Raw genomic sequence first — 22,911 nt, forward strand, 5'->3', positions numbered from 1 at the left:
CGATCGTCATGGCAATGCCGGTGGTTAGATGGCAGGAACCGGAATTTCGCGGCGCGTCGGCGCAATCGGCAGGCCGACCGGCACGAAACTCGCGTCACCATTTCTCGCCATGTCGTGTACCGTATGTTTCTCCAGCGCCTTTGTCACCTCGTTGAGGTCGCCGTCCAGCTGTTCGGCCGGAATGAGATTGCCGATGACGAAATCGAAGCGGTCGCCGCGTTTGTTCAGCAGTTCATGAAAGACCGTCATGTCGCGAAGCTCCGTCGACCATTTCGCCAGCCAGTAGAACAGGCCGGAATTGCGTGCCGTCACATGGACGGGAAGGATCGGAAGATTGTATTTGCGCGCCAGCCCGACGGCCGAGGTCTTCCACGGACGTTCGTTCAGCCGGCCGTTCGCCCAATAGGCGATGCGGCCTGAGGGAAAGAGCACTGTCGCCTTGCCTTCCCTGACCGCATGGTTGGTCAGCTGCAGCGTTTCGCGCGCCTTCGGCTTGCTCTTATGCTCCTCCCGCCATTCGACGGGAATGATCATCTCGGCAAACCGTGGATTGACGCGGATGGCATCGCGATTGGCAAAGAACATCATGTCCGGCCGGCGCGCTTTCAACAGATCGAACACGGCAACGCCGTCGGCGATGCCGGTCGGATGGTTGCTGACGAGGATGAAGCCGCCGGTATCGGGAATGCGTTCGCCGTTGGTGATGCCGATGTCGAGTTTCAGCATGTCGCTCATATATTCGAACGACTGGAAGCCCGGCATTTTGGCGACCGCATTGGCGAATTCGAGCGCCTTGTTGTAGCGCAGCAGCGTATAGAGGAACGGCCGCATGAGCGGCCAGAGCGGATTTTTCACGATCCTCTGGCCGCGTTCGGCAATCAGCGTATCGACGATATGACCGGGCTTTCCCTGTGAAACGAGAGCGATCGCTTCCGCGAGCTGTCCGAAAGCCGTCATGGAATCGCGCCGTGCCATGAAAGATCCTGTTTATGGGGTATAAGCTATCGCAGTACAATATGATCGAAGGATGACAAAGGCTTGGCCGGCATTAGCAATTCCATAACTGTTCCTGCTCCAAATTGGCGGACTTGAAGGCAAAATCAAGGCCCGCAACGTGAACGAACTGCTTGTTATCGCCGATCAGCGCCTGATGGCGGAACGGGCCGCGTGGCTCGAAAACCTCGCCAGGGAGCGCCGTCTTTCCGAGCATACTCTCGACGCCTACGAGCGCGATACCCGCCAGTTTCTGACCTTTCTGACCGGCCATCTCGCCGGCCCGGCGACGCTCGGCGATATCAGGGAGTTACGCCCCGCCGATTTCCGCGCCTTCCTGGCGGCCCGGCGCAAGCAGGGCTCCGGCGCCCGATCGCTTGGCCGCAATCTCGCCGGTCTTCGCTCACTGCTGCGCCATCTCGAAAAGAGAGGCCTGGTCAACGCCGCCGGTGCTGCCGCGGTGCGCTCGCCGAAACAACCGAAATCGCTGCCCAAGCCGCTGTCGGACACCCAGGCGATCAACGTCGTCAGCGACGACGCCCAGCTCCATGACGAACCCTGGATTGCGGCCCGCGATGCGGCGGTCATGACGCTGCTCTACGGCTGCGGCCTGCGCATCTCCGAGGCGCTGGATCTTACGCCCGCCGACCTGCAGAAGGGCGCGACGACTCTGCGCATCACCGGCAAGGGCAACAAGACGCGGCTGGTGCCGCTGCTCTCCGTGGTTTTCGACGCCGTCGAGAAATACCGCACGCTCTGCCCATATCATCTCGAAAGCGGCGAGCCGCTGTTTCGCGGCGCCCGCGGCGGCAAGCTGCAAGCGGCAATCATCCAGCGGACCATGCAGAAGATGCGCAGCGCCTTCGGCCTGCCGGAAACGGCGACACCGCATGCATTGCGCCACTCCTTTGCCACCCACCTGCTGGCCGGCGGTGGTGATCTGCGCACCATCCAGGAATTACTCGGCCATGCCAGTCTTGCCACAACACAGGTCTATACCGGCGTCGATGCATCGCGGCTGCTCGAGGTGTATGATCGGGCGCATCCGCGCGCCTAGCGCATCGGAGAAGTACGACGCGCAAATTGAAAGTGTTAAAGCGCATGGCATCGATCCAATTGAATGTGAGGCGCTTTAAGCTTTCGTTAAGGCCTTCTCTTAAAGGAATATGCGCAAGCCGAGCGTAGAGCATGAAGCCTACGGAGCATGTGATCGGAACACCCATCATGACGACATCAATCGGCCGCCGGACGTCTTACCTCGCAGTGCCGGCCAATCTGTTGCTCTGGCTGATCGCGGCCTTTCACATGCTGCTTCTTGCCGCCCTGTTTGCCGCCTTCCTGACGGCAAGGCCGGCGGCGGCCGAAGATGTCGCCTGCACCGGCCGCAACCTGATGGTCGAACTGCAGCAGAGCGACCCTGCCCGCTATGCCGAGGCGCTGAAGGAAGCCGACGCCACGCCGAACGGCAAGGGCATCTTCTGGAAAATCGAGAAGCCGGGACTTGCACCCTCGTGGCTGCTCGGCAGCATGCATGTCACCGATCCGCGCGTGCTTGCCCTGCCGCCGCGCGCCCAGGCAGCCCATGACGCCGCCGACACCATCATCATCGAATCCGACGAGATCCTCGATGAGCGGAAGGCGACCGCCGCCCTGCTCGCAAAGCCAGAGCTGACGATGTTCATCGACGGCACGACGATCGATAAGCTGCTCTCCCCCGAGGACTACAAGCGCCTCGAGACCGGCCTCAAACAGCGCGGCATCCCGATCAGCGCCGTTTCCCGGATGCGGCCCTGGATGATTTCCAGCGCCGTCGCGCTTCCGGCCTGCGAAATCGCCCGTAAGGCGAAAGGCGGGCAGTTCCTCGACCAGAAGATCGCCACCGACGCCGTTGCTCAGGGCAAGCAGGTCAAGGGGCTGGAGACGCTTGCCGAACAGATCCAGGCTATGGCCGATCTGCCGGTCGAATTCCATCTAAAATCGCTGATCGAGACGCTGGAACTCGGCGACAAGATGAGCGATGTCGTCGAGACGATGACCGACCTCTACCTCTCCGGCGATATCGGCATGACCATGCCGATGCTGAAAACCGTGACACCGGAGGAGGAAGGCGAAAACAGCGATTATGCCGCCTTCGAACAGCGCGTCATCCTCGACCGCAACAAGGTGATGGCCGAGCGCGCCGCGCCCATTCTCGACGGCGGCAACGTCTTCATGGCCGTCGGCGCCCTGCACCTGCCCGGCAAGGAAGGCGTTATCGAGCTGCTGCGCCAGCAGGGCTTCACCGTGACCGCGGTAAACTGAGCCCGTCGGCGCTCAGCCGAGCGTCATGCGGCGCAGAACATTGCTTTTCCAATAGAACTGATGGACGAGGGCGCCGGCGACATGCGCCGCGATCAGCGCCCAGAGAATGATTTTCAGCACATCCGCGTGGAACGAACCGGCGGCATCGATACCGAAATAGTAGGCGGCGACGCCGGAAAGCGGCATCGCGAAGATCAGGATGTAAAGGCCGGCATGGGCAAGCCTTGCTGCAAGACGGAAGATCGCCGGCTCCTGCGCGATCTCATCCGGAACGCCCTTCGTAAAACGCAACCCGAGCCTGAGCGCAGCAAGCACCAGAATGGCGATGCCGACATAGGCATGGATATTTGCCGATGAAATCTGCTCGGGCGTCGGCACCTGGCCCCTGCGCATGAGGCGATGCCAGATATTCATGCCATCGGGAAACAGCAGGTTGAAGAAGATCAGCAGCGCTATGGCCCAGTGAAGAAAACGCTGGCTCAGGCTGTAACTCATGATGGGCGGCTGCTGCATTTCTGGACCTTCAAGGGATGCTGAACTCAACGATACGCAACAACTAAAACAGCCGCCTGCCTTCCGGCAAGCGGCCATATGCTTTGTTACGAATATGTAAGATTACATATGGATCGGCTTGAAGAAGGTTGCGAGCGCAGCCTCTTTTACCGCTTCCGACATTGTCGGATGCGCGTGGCAGGTACGGCCCAGATCTTCCGACGAACCGCCGAACTCCATCAGCACGGCGATCTCGTGGATCATCTCGCCGGCGCCGAAGCCGACGACATGGCCGCCGAGCACCCGGTCGGTTTCCTTGTCAGCAAGGATCTTGACGAAGCCGTCCGTTGCCAGCATCGCGCGCGCCCGGCCGTTCGCCGTGAAAGGGAACTTACCGACCTTGTAGGCGACGCCTGCCGCCTTCAGCTCTTCCTCGGTCTTGCCGACGGAAGCGATTTCCGGCTGGGTGTAGACGACGCTCGGAATGACCTCGTAGTTCACATGGCCATGCTGTCCGGCGAGGATTTCGGCAAGCGCCACGCCCTCGTCTTCCGCCTTGTGCGCCAGCATCGGACCCTTGACCACATCGCCGATCGCATAGATGCCTGCGACATTGGTCTTGAAGTGACCGTCGATCTCGACACGGCCGCGGTTGTCGAGCGTCACACCGGCTTCTTCGAGGCCAAGACCGGCCGTATAGGGGTTGCGGCCGGTGGCGATCAGCACGACCTCGGCGTCGAGCGTCACCTTGTCGCCGCCCTTGACGGGCTCGAAAGTGACCTTGGCGCCCTTGTCGCCCTTTTCGACGCCGGTAACCTTGGAACTGAGATTGAATTCGATGCCCTGCTTGGCCAGCATGCGCTGGAATTGCTTGGAGACTTCGCCGTCCATGCCGCCAAGGATGGTGTCGAGATATTCGACGACGGTGACTTTGGCGCCGAGGCGCGACCAGACGGAACCGAGCTCGAGGCCGATGACGCCGCCGCCGACGACGATCAGCGTTTCCGGCACCTTCTCCAGTGCGATGCCGCCGGTGGACGAGATGATGGTCTTTTCGTCGATCTCGACCTGCACGCCGGGAATGCCGGCGACGTCGGAGCCGGTGGCGATGACGATGTTCTTGCCTTCGATCTCCTGCACCTTGCCGTCATCGGCGGTGACGGAGACCTTGCCGGCCGAGACGATCTTGCCGGTACCCTGGAAGGAGTCGATCTTGTTCTTCTTGAAGAGGAAAGCGACGCCGTCGACATTCGACTTCACCGTCGCATCCTTGTGGGCCATCATATTGCCGAGATTGAGCGTCGGCGCCGGGACGTCGATACCGAGTGCGCTCATCCCGTGGCCGGCCTGATGGAACATTTCGGAGGCATGCAGCAGCGCCTTCGACGGAATGCAGCCGACGTTCAGGCAGGTGCCACCATAGGTCGCCCGCTTTTCAACGACGGCGACCTTGAGGCCAAGCTGGGCCGCCTTGACGGCACAGACATAGCCACCCGGGCCGGTTCCGATAATGATCACATCGTAGGACATTGCTTCTTTCCCTTTGGATTTCGTTTAATCGGCCGCGTGCGACATCAGGCCGAGGAACTCGAGAATATATTGCAGGCTGTTTTCCCAGTCGTTCTAGCGGCCGCCGCTCACATTGAGGATCGCGCCGGTGATATAGGAGGCCGAAGGCGACAGAAGATAGAGGATCGCATCGGCCACCTCCTCGGGCGTGCCCGCGCGCTGCATCGGGATCGACGGCGCCAGCTCGCGCGGCCGATCCGGCAGGCCGCCGGAGGCATGAAGGTCGGTTTCGATGACGCCGGGCCTTATCGCATTCACGCGGATACCCTCGGCTGCGACCTCGCGCGCCAGCCCGACGGTGAACGTATCGATCGCCGCCTTCGAGGCGGCATAATCGACATATTGCGTCGCCGAACCGAGGACCGCCGCCATCGACGAGATGTTGACGATCGCGCCGCCCTTCCCGCCATGCCGGCTCGACATGCGACGTATGGCCTCTGCGGCGCAGAGGATCGACCCGGTCACATTGACGCGCAGCATGCGCTCGATCCGCTCTACCGACATCTCGTCGACGCGCTGCGGAAAATCGACGACGCCGGCATTGTTGACGAGCCCGTCGAGCCGGCCAAAATGCCGGTCGACCGCAGCAAACATCGAGACGATATCCGCAGCCTTGCCGACATCGCCCTGGATCGCCACGGCCTCACCGCCATCCTCGACAATCGCAGCCACGACGGCATCCGCGGCTTGACGGTTGGCGGCGTAGTTCACCGCAACACGCCAGCCCTGGCGCGCGGCGAGCCGCGAAGCCGCGGCGCCGATACCCCGGCTTCCGCCGGTAATGAGAACCACAGGTGCATCGCTCATGTCGCACACTCCTTAAATGTCAGCACGTCCCAGGGTGCCACCACGGCCTTGCCCTCGCCCCAGGCGCTGGATTCGCGGATGGCGGGACCAAGGCCGGGGAGCACGAGCTTTTCGGCCGCCGCAGCGCCTTCAGGCTGCAGATTGTCCATCTCGCCATCGGCATCCATGCCATAGACGGCGCCCTGCCAAACCGTGCAGGCATCGAGATCGGCGCCGGTCGCATCCCCTTCGGGGCAGTTGAACATCAGAATGCCGATGGCGCGCACCGGATCTTCCGAGGGCATGACATAACCGTCCATCACGACGGATGTCTTGAGCGCGCTGACCTTGAACTGGTTGCTGGCGGCGGCCGATGGAGAATTCAGCGGCGCAAAGCGCAATTCATAGGCGCCGTCACGATCGACGTAGACCGCCCGTTCCTGCTTGCATGCCGCACCGAACGTGGACGCCGGAACGGCGAAAAACGCAACGGCTGCGATTGCAGCCACGCCTTTCCGTCTCGTCGTGATCACGATCCTTCCGCTCATTGCAGCTTCGGCTCCTTCCGCCCGTCGGCATTCTCGAGGAAGCTGAAATCCGTCAGCAGCACCAGCGCGCGGCCGTCCCTGTCGAGCCCCCAGAAAACCGGATAGAGACCGTCGCCCCAGCCGCTCCAGAACACTGCGACATTGCCCTTTTTGCGGGCAACAGGCCGGTGCAGCGCATAAGGCAGCCGAGGCGGAGACTGGGACATGCGCGGCGGCAGCGCAAAGAAGAAGGCGCGCCGCTCGCATGATCCGGTTCCGCATCGAAAGCGCTCCCCTTGAGCAATTCCAGCAAAAGTGTGCAGCGGTTTTGCGTTCGGAATTGCGTGAAAACAAATAGTTAGAGTATTTCCGTGATTCGAAGAAAAACGGAAATACTCTAGAGATCGAGAACCAGACGTTCCGGATCTTCCAGGCTTTCCTTGACGCGCACGAGGAAGGTGACCGCTTCCTTGCCGTCGACGATGCGGTGATCGTAGGACAGCGCCAGATACATCATCGGGCGAATGACCACCTGACCGCCAATCGCAACCGGCCGCTCCTGGATCTTATGCATGCCGAGAATGCCGGACTGCGGCGCGTTGAGGATCGGCGAAGACATCAGCGAACCGTAGACGCCGCCATTGGTGATGGTGAAGGTGCCGCCCTGCATGTCGGCCATGGAGAGCGAGCCGTCGCGGGCTGCCTTAGCAAGGCGGCCGAGCTCCTTTTCGATTTCTGCGATCGACATCTGGTCGGCGTCGCGGATGACAGGAACGACGAGGCCTTTATCCGTGCCGACGGCCATGCCGACATGGCAGTAGTTCTTGTAGATGACGTCGGTGCCGTCGATTTCGGCGTTGACGGCCGGCAATTCCTTCAGCGCATGCGTCACCGCCTTGGTGAAGAAGCCCATGAAGCCGAGCTTGACGCCATGCTTCTTCTCGAAAATGTCCTTGTACTTGTTACGCAGATCCATGACTGCCTTCATGTCCACCTCGTTGTAGGTGGTCAGCATGGCGGCGGTGTTCTGCGCGTCCTTGAGGCGCTTGGCGATCGTCTGGCGCAGGCGCGTCATCTTCACGCGCTCTTCGCGCGAGGCATCCTCGACCGTCGACGGGCCGCGCGCGGCGGCAGGCGTTGCTGCGGGTGCGGCCGCCGGAGCGGAAATGCCCTTGGCGACGGCGGCGATGACGTCGCCCTTCAGCACCTGGCCGCGCTTGCCGCTACCGTCGATCTGATCGGCGGAAAGATTGTTTTCGGCAAGCATCTTCGAAGCCGCCGGAGCCGGCGGCATGGTGGAGACGGAGGCGCTCGACGACGACGCAGCAGCAGCAACTGGCGCTGGCTGGGCAGCCGCCGCCGGGGCTGGCTGCGCAGGCGCGGCGGCCGGTGCGGCAGCAGCCGGCGCGGCCGCAGCGGCAGCACCTTCGGCGATCTGGCCGAGCAGCGCGCCGAGGCCGACGGTCTCGCCGGCAGCAACGACGATTTCCGAAAGCGTGCCGGAGGCCGGTGCCGGAACTTCGATGGTCACCTTGTCGGTTTCAAGCTCGAGAATCGGCTCGTCGGCCTTGATGGCGTCGCCGACCTTCTTGAACCAGGTGCCGACGGTTGCCTCGCTGACGGATTCACCGAGAGTTGGAACGCGGATTTCTGTGGCCATTGTTCAGATCCTGATTTCGTGTGTTTTCGTTTATGCGTTTCAGACGGCGGGCGGCCGCGAGATGATCGAGGGCATCGGCAGGATATCGAAGCGGAAACCGAAACCGGAAGCGATGATAGGATCGCCGTCGGCAAGAAGCTGTGCCGCTGCTTGATCCTCGACTTCGACGATCGCCATGCCCCAGGCGCCTTCACCCTCGAAGACCGGGCCGACGACGATTGCCGATCCCGCAAGGGCGTTCCGATGCCAGTATTCGGCATGGCGTTTCATCGCCGCCATTTCCTCCCCGGTCCCGTCATGCGGGAAAGTGGGGCGCGGCGGCTGTAATCTCAGAAAGAAATAAGCCATTGCGCCCCCCTTGTTTTAACCGCCCAATGCATCCTCGAGGAATGCCGCGAGCTGCGACAGATGCTTGGACATCAGGCCCGTCGCCGGCGAGGCGGCGGCCGGACGGCCGGTATAGCGGACGCGCTGGTACTTCGCGTCGATATGGGCGAGCACCCATTCGAGGAAGGGGTCGATGAACGACCATGCGCCCATGTTCTTCGGCTCTTCCTGGCACCAGACCATCTCGGCATTGCGGAAGCGCGACAGCTCGTTGATCAGCGCCTTTGCCGGGAACGGATAGAGCTGCTCGACGCGTAAGAGATAGACGTCGTCGATGCCGCGCTTTTCACGCTCTTCGAGAAGATCGTAATAGACCTTGCCGGAGCACATGACGACGCGGCGGATCTTGTTGTCCTTCTGCAGCTTGATCGGGCCGTCCTTGATCACTTCGGCATCGTCCCAGAGCAGGCGATGGAAGGCAGATTCGCCGGCCATTTCGGCAAGCGTCGAGACCGCCCGCTTGTGGCGCAGCAGCGACTTCGGCGTCATCAGGATCAGCGGCTTGCGGAAGTCGCGCTTCAGCTGCCGGCGCAGGATGTGGAAGTAGTTCGCCGGCGTCGTGACGTTGGCGACCTGCATGTTGTCTTCGGCGCAAAGCTGCAGGAAACGCTCGAGGCGGGCCGAGGAGTGTTCAGGACCCTGGCCTTCATAGCCGTGCGGCAGCAGGCAGACGAGGCCCGACATGCGCAGCCACTTGCGTTCGCCCGACGAGATGAACTGGTCGAAGACTACCTGCGCACCGTTGGCGAAATCGCCGAACTGGGCTTCCCAGAGCGTCAGCGCATTCGGACGCGCGAGCGAGTAGCCGTATTCAAAACCGAGCACGGCCTCTTCCGAAAGCATCGAATTGATGACTTCGTAGCGCCCCTGCGTCGGCGAAAGATTGGCGAGCGGGATGTAGCGCTCTTCGGTTTCCTGATCGTAGAGAACGGAGTGGCGCTGCGAGAAGGTGCCGCGCTCACAATCCTGACCCGAGAGGCGGATCTTGCTGCCTTCGACGCAGAGCGCACCGAAGGACAGCGCTTCAGCCATCGCCCAGTCGATACCCTCGCCGGTGGCGATCATGTTGGCGCGGTTTTCCATGAAGCGCTGGATCGTCCGGTGCGCATTGAAGCCCGCCGGGATCTCCGAGAGCTTGCGGCCGATCTCCTTCAGCGTCTTCATCGGCACGGCGGTCTTGCCGCGGCGCTGCTCGTCGGCATTGTCGGCCGTGCGCAGGCCCGACCACTCACCATCAAGCCAGTCGGCCTTGTTCGGCTTGTACTGCTGGCCGGCCTCGAATTCCTGTTCGAGATGGAGGCGCCAATCGGCCTTCATCTTCTCGACTTCGCCGTCCGTGAGCAGACCCTCGGCGACGAGGCGGGCCGCATAGAGCTGCAGCACGGTCTTATGGGCGCGGATCACCTTGTACATCTTCGGCTGCGTGAAGGACGGTTCGTCGCCTTCATTGTGGCCGTAGCGGCGGTAGCAGAAAAGGTCGAGCACAACGGGCTTGTGGAACTTCATGCGGAATTCGGTGGCGATCTTGGCCCCATAGACCACCGCTTCCGGATCGTCGCCGTTGACGTGCAGGATCGGCGCCTCGATCATCTTGGCGACGTCGGACGGATAAGGCGACGAGCGCGAGAAGGCCGGGTTGGTGGTGAAGCCGATCTGGTTATTGATGATCACATGCATGGTGCCGGCGACGCGGTGACCGCGCAGACCGGAAAGGCCGAGGATTTCGGCAATGACACCCTGGCCGGCAAAGGCCGCGTCGCCATGGATCAGCAGCGGCAGCACCTTGGCGCGTTCGGAAAGCGGGATGATGTCGCCGTCCCAGACGGTTGCGTTCATATCCTGCTTGGCGCGGGCCTTGCCCATGACGACGGGATCGACGATTTCGAGATGCGACGGGTTCGCCGTCAGCGAAACGTGGATCTTGTTGCCGTCGAATTCGCGGTCGGAGGAGGCGCCGAGATGGTACTTGACGTCGCCCGAGCCCTCGACTTCGTCGGGAGCGGCCGAGCCGCCCTTGAACTCGTGGAAGATCGCCCGGTGCGGCTTGCCCATGACCTGGGAGAGCACGTTCAGGCGGCCGCGATGGGCCATGCCGAACACGGCTTCCTTGAGGCCGAGATGGCCGCCACGCTTGAGGATCTGTTCCAGCGCCGGGATCAGCGATTCGCCGCCGTCGAGACCGAAACGCTTCGTGCCCTTGAACTTGACGTCGAGGAACTGTTCGTAGCCTTCGGCTTCGACGAGCTTGGCAAGGATCGCCTTTTTGCCTTCCGGCGTGAAGGCAACACCCTTGTCCGGTCCTTCGATGCGCTCCTGGATCCAGGCCTTTTCTTCCGGGTTGGAGATATGCATGAATTCGACGCCGAGGGTCGAGCAATAGGTGCGCTCGAGGATTTCGATCATCTCGCGGATGGTCGCGTATTCCAAGCCGAGCACGTTGTCGATGAAGATCTTGCGATCGTAATCGGCGGCCGTGAATCCGTAATTCTCCGGCGAAAGTTCGTGATAGTCGTCAACGGGAGCGGCGATGCCGAGCGGGTCGAGCTTGGCATGCAGGTGGCCACGCATGCGGTAAGCGCGGATCATCATGATCGCGCGCACGGAATCGCGCGTCGCCTGCAGCACCTCGGTGCTATCGGCAGGCTTGCCCTGAGCTTCGGCCTTGGCCTTGACCTTGGTCTCGATCACCTTCTCGACGATGCCCCAGTCGCCATCGAGAGCCGATACCAGATCGCCGCCGGCCGGAATCGGCCAGTTCTTCTTGCGCCAGGAAGCGCCCTTGGCCGCCCTCTTCACATCGCTGGGATCCTCCTCCAGCGCCTTGAAGAAGGACCGCCACTGATCGTCGACCGATGCCGGGTCCTCTTCATATCGCGCATAAAGCTGCTCGATATAGGCAGCATTGGCGCCATCCAGAAACGAGGTGATCTGAAACTGCTCGTTGGCTTCTTGCCGTGCCATGGTGATATGCGGACGCTTCCGTCCGCCTCCTGACTTTGATGAATTTGCCGGCTTGATGGCCGGCTGCCGCATTCCGATTGCCGCCTGTCCGCGGCGCATCTGCTGGTGTCGTGTCGTCGAGGCCGGGCGGGAGCGCAGATGCCGTTCCTCCGCCCGGTCTATAGGTGGCTTAGCCCTTGAGGACTTCAACCAGCGTCTTGCCGAGGCGGGCCGGGGATGGCGACACCTTGATGCCTGCCGATTCCATCGCCGCGATCTTCGATTCCGCATCGCCCTTGCCGCCGGAAACCACGGCGCCGGCATGGCCCATGGTGCGGCCCTTCGGGGCCGTACGCCCGGCAATGAAGCCAGCCATCGGCTTCTTGCGGCCCTTCTTGGCTTCGTCCTTGAGGAACTGGGCTGCCTCTTCTTCAGCCGCACCGCCGATTTCGCCGATCATGATGATCGACTGGGTGGCTTCGTCGGCCAGGAACATTTCCAGGACGTCGATGAACTCGGTGCCCTTGACCGGGTCGCCGCCGATGCCGACGGCCGTCGTCTGGCCGAGACCTTCATTGGAGGTCTGGAACACGGCTTCATAGGTCAGCGTGCCCGAGCGGGAAACGATACCGACCGAACCCTTGCGGAAGATCGAGCCCGGCATGATGCCGATCTTGCATTCTTCCGGCGTCAGGATGCCCGGGCAGTTGGGGCCGAGCAGGCGCGACTTGGAGCGGTCGAGGCGAGCCTTGACCCGCACCATGTCCATGACCGGAATACCTTCGGTGATGCAGGTGATGAACGGGATCTCGGCGTCGATCGCCTCGATGATCGCATCGGCGGCTCCTGCCGGCGGAACATAGATGACAGTCGCGTTGGCGCCGGTCTTTTCCTTGCCCTCGGCAACGGTTGCGAAGATCGGCAGGCTTTCGCCCTTTGCGCCGGTCCAGGTTTCGCCGCCCTTCTTCGGGTGGATACCGCCGACCATCTGGGTGCCGTAATAAGCGAGCGCCTGTTCGGTGTGGAACGTGCCGGTCTTGCCGGTTAGGCCCTGAACGAGAACCTTGGTGTCTTTGTTGACGAGAATGGACATGCGAGGCCTTTGTTTAGGAGAGGTTGGAAGACGTGGAGGACGCGCGACGATAGACGCCGCTGACGACCTCCTGCCAAGTATCGCTGCCTGCAGGCGAAAAGCTGACGCCCATCCGGTAGCAGTCTTCATTTTCAAATGTGAATACGGTGCGCTGGCTGCCGCGCTTACCATCGCGCGTCTGGCGATAGCGCTGCTCGAGAAAGAACCCGCCGAACAACGCCTCACCAGAAAAGTCAGCACTGGCCTTGCCTTCACTCGTCCACGCCGACGCCGCGACACGCTCGTCCCCTTCCCACACGCCGGCGAAGGCGTTGAGGCGGAAATGAGCAGCGGAGGGCGTGGACTGGAAGGTCATGATCAGCCGTTGATCGCCGCGACGATCTTCTTGGCTGCATCGTCCAAGTCGTCAGCCGCCGTGATCGCCAGACCCGACTCGTTCAGGATCTTCTTGCCGAGTTCGACATTGGTGCCTTCAAGGCGCACGACGAGTGGAACCTTGAGGCCGACTTCCTTGACCGCGGCAATCACGCCCTCGGCAATGACATCGCACTTCATGATGCCGCCGAAGATGTTGACGAGAATGCCTTCGACCTTGGGGTCTGCGGTAATGATTTTGAAAGCAGCAGCAACCTTCTCCTTGCCGGCACCGCCGCCGACGTCGCAGAAGTTAGCCGGCTCCTTGCCGTAGAGCTTGATGATGTCCATCGTTGCCATGGCAAGGCCCGCGCCGTTGACCATGCAGCCGATATTGCCGTCGAGCGCGACATAGGCGAGGTCCCACTTCGAGGCCTCGATTTCCTTGGCGTCTTCTTCGGTCTCGTCGCGCAGCGCCTTGACGTCGTCGTGACGGAAGAGCGCATTGCCGTCGAAAGACATCTTGGCATCGAGGACGCGCAGATGGCCATCCTTCATGACGATCAGCGGATTGACCTCCAGCAGAGCCATGTCCTTCTCGCCAAAGGCCTTGTAGAGCGCCGGGAAAAGCGCCTTGGCGTCTTCGGCGGCAGCGCCGTCGAGCTGGAGAGCCTTGGAGATTGCAGCAACGTCAGCAGCCGTCACGCCGGCTTCCGGATCGATGGCGATCGTCTGGATCTTTTCGGGCGTATCGTGGGCGACAGCTTCGATGTCCATGCCGCCTTCGGTCGATACGACGAAGGCAACGCGGCCGACCGAGCGGTCGACAAGGATCGAGCAATAGAGTTCGCGGGCGATGTCGGCGCCGTCTTCGATGTAAAGGCGGTTGACCTGCTTGCCGGCTTCGCCTGTCTGGGCAGTCACCAGCGTGTTGCCGAGCATTTCCTTGGCATGGGCGACAACTTCGTCGATCGACTTGGCGAGACGCACGCCGCCCTTGGCTTCCGGCGACAGCTCCTTGAACTTGCCCTTGCCGCGGCCGCCGGCATGGATCTGGCTCTTGACCACGTAAAGCGGACCGGGAAGCGACTTGGCGGCAGCTTCGGCTTCTTCAACCTTGAGAATAGCCACACCCTCGGCAACCGGGGCGCCATAGCCCTTCAGCAGAGCCTTGGCCTGATATTCATGAATGTTCATGGGTGTATCCCTATTTCGATTACTTCAGCGCCAATCACTTCAGGGCAGGCGCGATGTTGATGCAGGCTTCGCAGAGACCGGCGACGGCGCCGACGGACTTGTCGAAGGCTTCCTTCTCGGTCTTGTTGAGATCGATCTCGATGATGCGCTCGACGCCGCCGGCGCCGATGACGGTGGGAACGCCGACATACATGTCCTTGACGCCGTACTGACCGGAGAGGTGGGCAGCGCACGGCAGCACGCGCTTCTTGTCCTTGAGGTAGGATTCGGCCATCTCGATCGCCGAGGCGGCCGGCGCATAATAGGCCGAGCCGGTCTTCAGCAGGCCGACGATTTCGGCGCCGCCGTCACGGGTGCGCTGGATGATCTCTTCGAGACGTTCCTTGGTGACCCAGCCCATGGTGACGAGGTCGGTGAGCGGAATGCCGCCAACCGTCGAGTAGCGGGCGAGCGGCACCATCGTGTCGCCGTGGCCGCCGAGAACGAAAGCCGTGACGTCCTGGACGGATACGTTGAATTCCTTGGCGAGGAAGAGGCGGAAGCGCGAGGAGTCGAGAACGCCGGCCATGCCGACGACCTTGTTGGCGGGAAGGCCGGAAAACTTCTGCAGCGCCCAGACCATGGCGTCGAGCGGATTGGTGATGCAGATCACGAAAGCGTTCGGGGCATATTTCTTGATGCCGGCGCCGACCTGCTCCATGACCTTGAGGTTGATGCCGAGAAGATCGTCGCGGCTCATGCCGGGCTTGCGGGCCACACCTGCCGTGACGATGCACACATCGGCGCCCTCGATCGCGGAATAGTCGCTGGCACCCGTCAGATTGACGTCGAAGCCTTCGACCGGCGACGACTGGGAGATATCGAGACCCTTGCCCTGCGGAATGCCGTCTGCGATGTCGAAGAGGACGATGTCGCCCAGTTCCTTCAGGCCGGCGAGGTGTGCCAGCGTGCCACCAATCATGCCAGAACCAATGAGTGCGATCTTGTTACGCGCCATTTCGCTGTTTCCTTTGCGATCAAATTCGTCGAACGGACGCCAAGGCACCGCCCAATGACGCAATCGCATAGACCCAAAGCCTAAAAATGGCAATTCATTATTTTTGATGCAGCGTTTTCAATCGTTTAGATACAAAAATCCTTACGTAAACGTAAGATCTTCTGTCACCGAATTGTTACTCTGCGGCGCGTCTCTCATGGTGCAGCGCAAGATATTCCGCACTGCGCATCTCGAACAGGCGCGAAGCCGTGCGGTCAAATTCGAAGCCCTCGATGCCCCGCCGTTGCAGCAGCAGTTCCTCCGGCATGGCCGCCGCGGAAATGTAAAGCCGCACGGCATGATCGTAGAACGTATCGACCATAATGATGAACCGCTTGATCTGGTTCCGCTTTTCCGGTCCAAGCAAGGGAATGTGATCGACGAAGACCGTATCGAAACGCTCGACGATCGCCAGGAAGTCGACTGCCCCGAGCGGCTTGTCGCAGAGATCGGCAAAAGAGAACCGCGCCATGCGGTCGACGGCGAGCGGCACATGGATGTGGCGCCCCTTCATCGGAATATCCAGCGGCTGCGCCTTGCGCCCATGCAGCGCCTGCGTCCAGGACGCATCCATCGCCATGTCGTTATGGTCGTTGATCGGCACCAGATAGACGGGCTGGCTGCTCAGCTTCTCCATCCGGTAGTCGGTCGGCGAATCCAGGGTGACGACATCGACATGCTGCTTGAGCAGGGCAACGAAGGGCAGGAACAGGCCGCGATTGAGACCATCCGTGTAGAGATTGTCGGGTTCGACGTTCGAGGTCGCGACCAGCACGCATCCGCGCGCGAAAAGCTCGGAGAACAGCCGCGACAGGATCATCGCATCGGCGATGTCGGTGACCGTGAACTCGTCGAAGCAGAGCAGTTCTGCCTCGTCGTAAAGCGCTGCGGCGACCGGCGGCATCGGGTCGGCCTGTCTCGTCTCGCCGTTCTTGAGCTTCAGCCGGTGCGCCGCGATGCGGTTGTGCACATCCGCCATGAATTCGTGGAAATGCGCCCGGCGCTTCTTCCTGCACGGCGCCATCGCGAAGAACATGTCCATCAGCATGGTCTTGCCGCGCCCGACGCTGCCGTGGATATAAAGCCCCTTGATGCCGTCTGTGGATTTCTTCTTGGCGGCAAACAGCCAGCCGAGCGCGCTCGATTTTGCCGCCGGCAGCCGCTGCTTCAGCCCGGCGAGGACCCGGTCGAGGCTCTTTGCCACGTCCAATTGGGCAGAATCGACCTGGAGGGCGCCCGATGCGGTCAGCGCTTTAAGCTGTTCGCAGACGCTGAGCGCATAATCCGGCATTGGTTGCATGAGCGCATATCCGCCTGTCAGTCAACGGCGGAGACCCGCCGGAGCATTTACCGCGCCGGTTGTTTACCGGCTGAGGCTGATCGACTGGCCCGTGCTCGTCTGTCCCTGGAAGCGGTTGTCGGCCATCTTGTAGACGCTGCCAAGCTGGTTGCCCGAGCGGTCCTTGAGCAGCACCTGCTTGCCGGCGACCTCCCAGGAGCCCATCGCCGTCAGCTCGCCGACGCAGCCCCGCGTGCCGCCGCGCGAACCGCTGCCGAGATTGGTGAGCGTCAGGAACATGTCGCAGCTGCCGTTGACACGCCAGCTTCCGACCATCGATTCCTTGGTAATATCGAGCGCATTCGCGGCCATTGCCCCAGGCTGAGCGCCCGGCATCGGCGACGCCGACGCTGGTGCGGCCGGAAACTGCGAGCTGCCGGTCGGCGGCGGAAGCTGCCCGCCCTGCACCGAGGGCACCGGCTGCGCCGTCAACGGCGCCGGCACCGAGTTTGAGCTGGAGTTGTAATTATATGCCGTCCGATCACAACCGGCTAGCGCGAGAGCCACCACCAGACCTGTCATCGCATATCGCAACTGCATCATCATACTCCTGAATTCGGCCATCGCCGCAGAGAAACGGGCGTGAGACAAGTCCGATTATCGTAATTCGCTTTGGTTAATCAAGTCGGGCGGCATAAATTGCCCGCGACAACACCTAACCGAAAAACGATACAGTTCAACTGTCCCGCTGCAAAACTTCCTGCACATAGAATTTGTCAGCAAGGTGTTGCCCGCGTTCATCTCTGTCAGGATCCCTGTCGAACTCGCGCAATGTCTCGGAATAGCGCTCCAGTGCACCCTGCAGGAACACTTGCACCAGTGCCGGTGGCAGGCCCACACCCATTTCGCGCGTCTGCTTCTTGACATGCACGAGGTCGAGTATCGCCGCCCGAAGTTCCGGCGCGATGGAGATCGTCTCAAGGCATTCCAGCATATTCATCGGCGGCAGCGCGCGATATGAACGCTGCCGCATCCATTCGAGCGCGATCGCCGGACGCAGGGCATAGAGCAGCGTCTTCAGCTTGATCACGTCTTCGCCATGGCTTTGAAAATGCCGCCGCATAAGTCCGACATAATGCGCAGCGACCTTCTCCGGCACCATGACGTGATCAAGAAACGCGCCGAGACGGGAGCGAAAACCAGCTTCCTCTTCGTAGGCGATCGGCGATTTCAGCCATTCAACCACCACGGCGTTTCCCTTGAGCGCGAGCCGCAACGCCTTTCTGAGATCCCAGCCGCCTGTATCGATATCGCCAATGATCGGGAACTCGATGACATCGCGCGCCGAAACAAGAGCAAGATGATGTTCGACGGGACGGATGTAGACAAAGCGACAATCATAATCGCTGTCGGGAGATGGAAAGCCCCAGGCGCGGCTGCCACTTTCGATCGCAAAACCGATGCGGATGCCCTGTTCGCGCACCGATGCAAGCCGCGACCTGATCTCCGTGACGGCTTCGGGATCGAAGCCGTCGATTCCGCCATCGGTATGCATGCTGATCAAACCCGGCGCTCGACCATCATCTTCTTGATTTCGGCGATTGCCTTGGCCGGGTTAAGACCCTTCGGACAAGTCTGCGCACAGTTCATGATCGTATGGCAGCGATAGAGGCGGAACGGGTCTTCGAGATTGTCGAGGCGCTCGCCGGTCGCCTCGTCTCTGGAATCGATCAGCCAGCGATAGGCCTGCAGCAGAACGGCCGGACCGAGATAGCGGTCGCCGTTCCACCAGTAGCTCGGACAGGAGGTCGAGCAGCAGGCGCAGAGGATGCATTCATAAAGGCCGTCGAGCTTCTGCCGGTCCTCGTGGCTCTGCTTCCACTCCTTGGCCGGCGCCGGCGACACCGTCTTCAGCCATGGCTCGATCGAACGATGCTGGGCATAGAAGTTGGTGAGGTCCGGAACCAGATCCTTGACGACGGGCAGATGCGGCAGCGGATAAATCTTCACCGCACCCTTGATATCGTCGAGGCCCTTGGTGCAGGCGAGCGTGTTCGTGCCGTCGATATTCATCGCGCAGGAGCCGCAAATGCCCTCGCGACAGGAGCGGCGCAGCGTCAGCGTCGGGTCGATCTTGTTCTTGATGTAGAGCAGACCGTCGAGCACCATCGGCCCGCAATCGTCGACATCGATGTAGAAGGTATCGATCGACGGGTTCTGACCATCGTCCGGGCTCCAGCGGTAGACGCGGAATTCGCGGGTGTTCTTGGCGCCCGCCGGCTTCGGCCAGACCTTGCCTTCGCGCATCTGAGAATTCTTGGGGAGAGCGAGTTCAACCATGTCCGGTTCCTCTTGAGATCAGTACACGCGAGCCTTCGGCTCGATCTTATGCGGATCGATGCCTTCCGCGATCAGCTCGGTGTGGACCGGCCGGTAATCGAGTTTCACGTCGCCTGCCTCGTCCACCCAGGCGAGCGTGTGTTTGCGCCAGTTGACGTCGTCGCGGCCGGCGAATGCACCCTCGGCATAGTCCTCGCGGGCATGCGAACCGCGGCTCTCCTTGCGGGCCTCAGCGCCGTAGATCGTCGTGATGGCGTTGGCCATCAGGTTCTGCAGCTCAAGCGTCTCCACGAGGTCGGAGTTCCAGATCATCGAGCGGTCGGTGACCTTGATGTCCTTCATCTCGCCCCAGATTGCCGAGATACGCCGGCAACCGGATTCCAGCGATTCCTGCGTGCGGAAGACGGCCGCGTCTTCCTGCATGGCACGCTGCATCTTCTCGCGCAGTTCTGCCGTCGGCGTGCCGCCGCTGGCGTGGCGCAGACCGTCGAAACGGTCCATGATCTTGTCGCAGGCGGCGACATTGAGATGCGGGATCGGCGCGGCGCGGTCGATCACCTCGCCGGCGCGGATCGCCGCGGCGCGGCCGAAGACCACCAGGTCGATCAGCGAGTTGGAGCCGAGGCGGTTGGCGCCGTGCACCGAGGCGCAGCCGGCTTCACCCACAGCCATCAGGCCGGGGATGATCCGTTCGGGATTGGCGCCGTCGGCGTTCAGCACTTCGCCCCAATAATTCGTGGGAATGCCGCCCATATTATAGTGAACGGTCGGCAGAACCGGGATCGGCTCGTGCGTGACGTCGACGCCGGCGAAGATCTTGGCGCTCTCGGAAATCCCCGGCAGGCGTTCATGAAGAACGGCCGGATCGAGATGGTCGAGATGCAGGAAGATGTGGTCCTTCGCCTTGCCGACACCGCGGCCCTCGCGGATCTCAAGCGTCATGCAGCGCGAAACGACGTCGCGCGAGGCAAGGTCCTTGGCCGAAGGCGCGTACCGCTCCATGAAGCGCTCGCCCTCGGAGTTGACGAGGTAACCGCCTTCGCCGCGCGCGCCTTCGGTGATCAGACAGCCCGAACCGTAGATGCCGGTCGGGTGGAACTGAACGAATTCCATGTCCTGCAGCGGCAGGCCGGCACGCGCCACCATGCCGCCACCGTCGCCGGTGCAGGTATGGGCAGATGTTGCCGAGAAATAGGCGCGGCCGTAGCCGCCGGTCGCCAGCACCACCATCTTGGCGGCAAAGCGATGGATCGTGCCATCGTCGAGGCACCAGGCGATGACGCCGGTGCAGCGGCTGCCGTCTTCCGACATGATCAGGTCGAGCGCGAAATACTCGATGAAGAATTCGGCATTGTTGCGCAGCGACTGGCCGTAGAGCGTATGCAGGATGGCGTGGCCGGTGCGGTCGGCAACGGCGCAGGTGCGCTGGACCGGCGGGCCTTCGCCGTAATTCTGCATATGGCCGCCGAACGGGCGCTGATAGATCTTGCCTTCCTCGTTGCGCGAGAACGGCACGCCGTAATGCTCGAGCTCATAGACCGCCTTCGGCGCTTCCATGGTGAGATACTGCATGGCGTCGACGTCGCCGAGCCAGTCGGAACCCTTGACGGTGTCGTAGAGGTGCCACTGCCAGCTGTCCGGCGTCATGTTGCGCAGCGAGGCGGCGATGCCGCCCTGGGCCGCGACCGTATGCGAACGGGTCGGGAATACCTTGGTGATGCAGGCCGTGCGGAAACCCTGCTCGGCCATGCCGAGCGTCGCGCGTAAGCCCGCGCCGCCGGCGCCGACGACGATCACGTCGTAGGAGTGATCGACATACTTGTAGGCCTTGCCGTTCTGGGCGGGGGAAGTCGGTGCCATGTCAGCTTATCCTACGAATGCGATTTTCAGAATGGCGAAGAGACAGAGGCCGGCGATCACGATCGCAAAGAACGTGTTCAGCATCAGGAGAGCGATCTTGCCGAACTCGCCATGCACGTAGTCCTCGATGATGACCTGCATGCCGAGCTTCATATGGATGACGCCAGATATTACCATCAGGCCCATGACGACCGCTACAAACGGGTTCGACAGCGCGCGAACCACATCCGCATAGGGCGCGCCGGCATAGGCGATCATGAAGATGACGAAGAAGAGGATCAACGGAATATTGGAGACTGCGGTCAGCCGCTGACGCCAGAAATGGCTCGTGCCTTCCTTGGCGGAGCCGAGCCCGCGAACCTTGCCGAGGGGGGTGCGCATATCCATGAGAGGACCTTCAGAAGCGAATGAGGAAGCCGATCACCCAGACCAGCACGGTCAGACAGACCGACCCGATGATGTTGGCGATGGCGAGCTTGGTCGAGAATTCTTTCTCGAGGCCGTAGCCGAGATCCCACATGAGATGGCGGAAGCCGCCGAGCATGTGGTGCAGCAGCGCCCAAGTGTAGCCGAGAAGCACGAGCTTGCCGAGAAGGCTGCCGAGCACCCAGTTGGCCCAGTCGTAGGAGCCCTGGCCGCTCGCCGCCGCGATCAGCCACCAGGCGACGAGCAGCGTGCCGACGTAGAGCGCGCTACCGGTGATGCGGTGAACGATGGACATGACCATGGTGGGAATAGGTTTGTAAATCTGCAGATGCGGCGATAGGGGCCGGTTATTTGTCACATTCGCCATCAGAACCTCGCGGCGGCTTCTCTGCGCTCCCGGATTTCGGAGCATGCTCAGTCAACCACACGAATGACAAAATTCTCTGTGTGCGTTGCATCAATTGCGACGTTTAATCACCGGGAACGCCGACGACAAGCACAATCGCTGTCTGCTTTTAATTTAATCGATTCGCGTTACCGGGAAGTTTGCAGGCTAAAGAAACTGGTCTCTTCCGCTCAAATTTTGTGCCGGTTGTCCGACCTGAATGGACATGCTCCGGATTTTGGCGCAATCTGGCGTTAACGATTTGTTAGGGATCGGAATTCCGGAGGCCGGCCACCCATGTTTCGCAGTCTGTCCGCACTCGCCCTGCTTGCCCTGTCCGCGCTTGCTGCACTTCCCGCCGAAGCCGGTGACCGCCGCGACGATCATCGCTTTCCCGGCCACCGTCACGATTTCCACGGTGGATTATTCCTCGGCGAACGTATCGGCTGGCGCGATCGCGGCATCCGTTTCGACAACGCCTATCGATATCGGAACCGCAAAGCACGGATGCCGTTCCTGAAACAGTTTTCATCGCCGGCAACCAATCGCTTCGCCCGCAGCAATCTGATCGTCGTCGTGCCCCAGGCGCAGGGTGGTGACGGCGGCACCTATGCCGGCTCTTCTTATGTCTATCAGGCTGATGGCGGAACCTATGTCGGCGGCGACGGCTATGGCTTCTATCCCACAGCACAGCCTGAGCAACTGGCACCGAAGGCGAAAGTCATCGATATCGCGGTGCAGGATGATCCCTGCGCCTACGAGGCCAATGTCTGTGTCATCCGGCCTTAGCGCATGATGCCAAAAGTGCGGAATTCCGCTCGGCTTCGCTGACAAGGCTATGAGGATGACGAGCGCAGGCGGCTCAAATTTGCCCGGCCCTACTCTTTCGCGACGCGGCCACGTCAATACGGATGGCGCACATCGGCGGCAGATTCTTGTCCTCAAACGTCGCCCGCCGTGGCGTTCCGCTATCCGGCATCCAAGCATCCCAAGCTCTGTTCATTTCCTCGAATGAGGCAAGGTCCCTGAGCCAGATGTTGACGAGAATGATCTCTGACTTGTCGGTGCCTTCGCGCAGCAGCATGTCATCGATGCGCTCCAGTATTTCGTTGGTCTGCGCTGTGACGCTTGCTCCCCTCGTCAGGTTTGCGACCTGGCCGGGCAGATAGGCGGCATCTGCGAGGAGAGTTTCGTCAACTTTGGCTTGCCCCATCATCGTATTCGCAGACTTCCATGTATGCTTGAGATTGGGCCGTCGACCCTTCATGGATCACTGTGGGGCTTCG

The 22,911-nt window shown here is 61.5% G+C and carries 23 protein-coding genes and 1 pseudogene; 3 read left to right on the forward strand and 21 right to left on the reverse strand.

What is annotated here, in order from left to right:
* Window positions 1-24: 24 nt before the first annotated feature.
* Window positions 25-975, reverse strand: coding sequence for a GNAT family N-acetyltransferase (locus N1937_RS20630; RefSeq protein ID WP_170281859.1), 951 nt, complete (start codon window positions 973-975; stop codon window positions 25-27).
* A gap of 139 nt (window positions 976-1,114) precedes the next feature.
* Between N1937_RS20630 and N1937_RS20635 the strand changes: the two genes are divergently transcribed.
* Window positions 1,115-2,050 (forward strand): tyrosine recombinase XerC, encoded by a 936-nt coding sequence (locus N1937_RS20635; protein WP_260056875.1) that lies wholly within the window; start codon window positions 1,115-1,117, stop codon window positions 2,048-2,050.
* Window positions 2,051-2,217: 167 nt separating this feature from the next.
* Entirely contained in the window at window positions 2,218-3,294 is a 1,077-nt protein-coding gene (locus tag N1937_RS20640) for a TraB/GumN family protein (protein WP_026154365.1), read from the forward strand.
* A gap of 12 nt (window positions 3,295-3,306) precedes the next feature.
* Here N1937_RS20640 and N1937_RS20645 read toward each other — a convergent pair whose 3' ends face one another.
* From N1937_RS20645 to sdhC, 19 genes and pseudogenes are all read right to left on the reverse strand, one after another.
* A complete protein-coding gene (locus N1937_RS20645; RefSeq protein ID WP_260056876.1) occupies window positions 3,307-3,807 on the reverse strand; it encodes a cytochrome b in 501 nt (166 codons plus the stop codon).
* 102 nt (window positions 3,808-3,909) lie between these two features.
* The gene (gene lpdA, locus N1937_RS20650; RefSeq protein ID WP_017966263.1) at window positions 3,910-5,316 is read right to left on the reverse strand and encodes a dihydrolipoyl dehydrogenase; all 1,407 of its coding nucleotides are present in this window, start codon (window positions 5,314-5,316) and stop codon (window positions 3,910-3,912) included.
* Between the two features lie 93 nt (window positions 5,317-5,409).
* Window positions 5,410-6,162: an SDR family oxidoreductase gene (locus N1937_RS20655; protein WP_017966262.1), complete on the reverse strand. Its 753-nt coding sequence runs from the start codon at window positions 6,160-6,162 to the stop codon at window positions 5,410-5,412.
* Window positions 6,159-6,689, reverse strand: coding sequence for a hypothetical protein (locus tag N1937_RS20660; RefSeq protein WP_222279718.1), 531 nt, complete (start codon window positions 6,687-6,689; stop codon window positions 6,159-6,161). The genes N1937_RS20655 and N1937_RS20660 overlap by 4 nt, the downstream gene beginning before the upstream one ends.
* A pseudogene (locus N1937_RS20665) lies at window positions 6,686-6,868 on the reverse strand (DUF4241 domain-containing protein); the annotation flags it as partial. The pseudogene N1937_RS20665 and the gene N1937_RS20660, both read right to left, overlap by 4 nt.
* Before the next feature lie 197 nt (window positions 6,869-7,065).
* Window positions 7,066-8,328: a 2-oxoglutarate dehydrogenase complex dihydrolipoyllysine-residue succinyltransferase gene (odhB, locus tag N1937_RS20670; protein ID WP_222384454.1), complete on the reverse strand. Its 1,263-nt coding sequence runs from the start codon at window positions 8,326-8,328 to the stop codon at window positions 7,066-7,068.
* A 39-nt stretch (window positions 8,329-8,367) separates the two neighbouring features.
* The gene (locus N1937_RS20675) at window positions 8,368-8,676 is read right to left on the reverse strand and encodes a YciI family protein (protein WP_017966258.1); all 309 of its coding nucleotides are present in this window, start codon (window positions 8,674-8,676) and stop codon (window positions 8,368-8,370) included.
* A 15-nt stretch (window positions 8,677-8,691) separates the two neighbouring features.
* Window positions 8,692-11,676: a 2-oxoglutarate dehydrogenase E1 component gene (locus N1937_RS20680; RefSeq protein ID WP_026154364.1), complete on the reverse strand. Its 2,985-nt coding sequence runs from the start codon at window positions 11,674-11,676 to the stop codon at window positions 8,692-8,694.
* A 169-nt stretch (window positions 11,677-11,845) separates the two neighbouring features.
* The gene (gene sucD / locus N1937_RS20685) at window positions 11,846-12,748 is read right to left on the reverse strand and encodes a succinate--CoA ligase subunit alpha (RefSeq protein ID WP_222292922.1); all 903 of its coding nucleotides are present in this window, start codon (window positions 12,746-12,748) and stop codon (window positions 11,846-11,848) included.
* A gap of 13 nt (window positions 12,749-12,761) precedes the next feature.
* A complete protein-coding gene (locus N1937_RS20690) occupies window positions 12,762-13,103 on the reverse strand; it encodes a DUF1579 domain-containing protein (protein ID WP_222292921.1) in 342 nt (113 codons plus the stop codon).
* A 2-nt stretch (window positions 13,104-13,105) separates the two neighbouring features.
* A complete protein-coding gene (gene sucC / locus N1937_RS20695) occupies window positions 13,106-14,299 on the reverse strand; it encodes an ADP-forming succinate--CoA ligase subunit beta (RefSeq protein ID WP_222279724.1) in 1,194 nt (397 codons plus the stop codon).
* A 34-nt stretch (window positions 14,300-14,333) separates the two neighbouring features.
* On the reverse strand, window positions 14,334-15,296 hold the full coding sequence (mdh, locus tag N1937_RS20700) for a malate dehydrogenase (protein ID WP_003543522.1): 963 nt from the start codon (window positions 15,294-15,296) through the stop codon (window positions 14,334-14,336).
* 175 nt (window positions 15,297-15,471) lie between these two features.
* Window positions 15,472-16,635 (reverse strand): cell division protein ZapE, encoded by a 1,164-nt coding sequence (zapE, locus tag N1937_RS20705; protein ID WP_222292917.1) that lies wholly within the window; start codon window positions 16,633-16,635, stop codon window positions 15,472-15,474.
* Window positions 16,636-16,698: 63 nt separating this feature from the next.
* Window positions 16,699-17,214 (reverse strand): protease inhibitor Inh/omp19 family protein, encoded by a 516-nt coding sequence (locus tag N1937_RS20710; RefSeq protein WP_260056877.1) that lies wholly within the window; start codon window positions 17,212-17,214, stop codon window positions 16,699-16,701.
* A gap of 136 nt (window positions 17,215-17,350) precedes the next feature.
* Window positions 17,351-18,169, reverse strand: coding sequence for a nucleotidyltransferase domain-containing protein (locus N1937_RS20715; RefSeq protein ID WP_260058996.1), 819 nt, complete (start codon window positions 18,167-18,169; stop codon window positions 17,351-17,353).
* A gap of 5 nt (window positions 18,170-18,174) precedes the next feature.
* Window positions 18,175-18,954: a succinate dehydrogenase iron-sulfur subunit gene (locus N1937_RS20720; RefSeq protein ID WP_003567268.1), complete on the reverse strand. Its 780-nt coding sequence runs from the start codon at window positions 18,952-18,954 to the stop codon at window positions 18,175-18,177.
* Window positions 18,955-18,972: 18 nt separating this feature from the next.
* Window positions 18,973-20,814: a succinate dehydrogenase flavoprotein subunit gene (gene sdhA / locus N1937_RS20725; RefSeq protein ID WP_222292912.1), complete on the reverse strand. Its 1,842-nt coding sequence runs from the start codon at window positions 20,812-20,814 to the stop codon at window positions 18,973-18,975.
* Between the two features lie 6 nt (window positions 20,815-20,820).
* A complete protein-coding gene (sdhD, locus tag N1937_RS20730) occupies window positions 20,821-21,201 on the reverse strand; it encodes a succinate dehydrogenase, hydrophobic membrane anchor protein (protein WP_010020712.1) in 381 nt (126 codons plus the stop codon).
* Between the two features lie 10 nt (window positions 21,202-21,211).
* Window positions 21,212-21,607 carry a succinate dehydrogenase, cytochrome b556 subunit gene (gene sdhC, locus N1937_RS20735; RefSeq protein WP_222292909.1) on the reverse strand — a complete coding sequence of 132 codons (396 nt, stop codon included), beginning with the start codon at window positions 21,605-21,607 and terminating at the stop codon, window positions 21,212-21,214.
* Window positions 21,608-21,922: 315 nt separating this feature from the next.
* Here sdhC and N1937_RS20740 point away from each other — a divergent pair, with 315 nt between their 5' ends.
* Entirely contained in the window at window positions 21,923-22,414 is a 492-nt protein-coding gene (locus tag N1937_RS20740) for a hypothetical protein (protein WP_222292906.1), read from the forward strand.
* Between the two features lie 73 nt (window positions 22,415-22,487).
* Here the strand turns inward: N1937_RS20740 and N1937_RS20745 are convergent, their stop codons facing one another.
* On the reverse strand, window positions 22,488-22,841 hold the full coding sequence (locus N1937_RS20745; RefSeq protein ID WP_017966245.1) for a RidA family protein: 354 nt from the start codon (window positions 22,839-22,841) through the stop codon (window positions 22,488-22,490).
* Window positions 22,842-22,911: the final 70 nt, after the last annotated feature.

Source organism: Rhizobium sp. WSM4643 (assembly GCF_025152745.1).
In the GTDB taxonomy this organism is placed as follows: domain Bacteria; phylum Pseudomonadota; class Alphaproteobacteria; order Rhizobiales; family Rhizobiaceae; genus Rhizobium; species Rhizobium leguminosarum_I.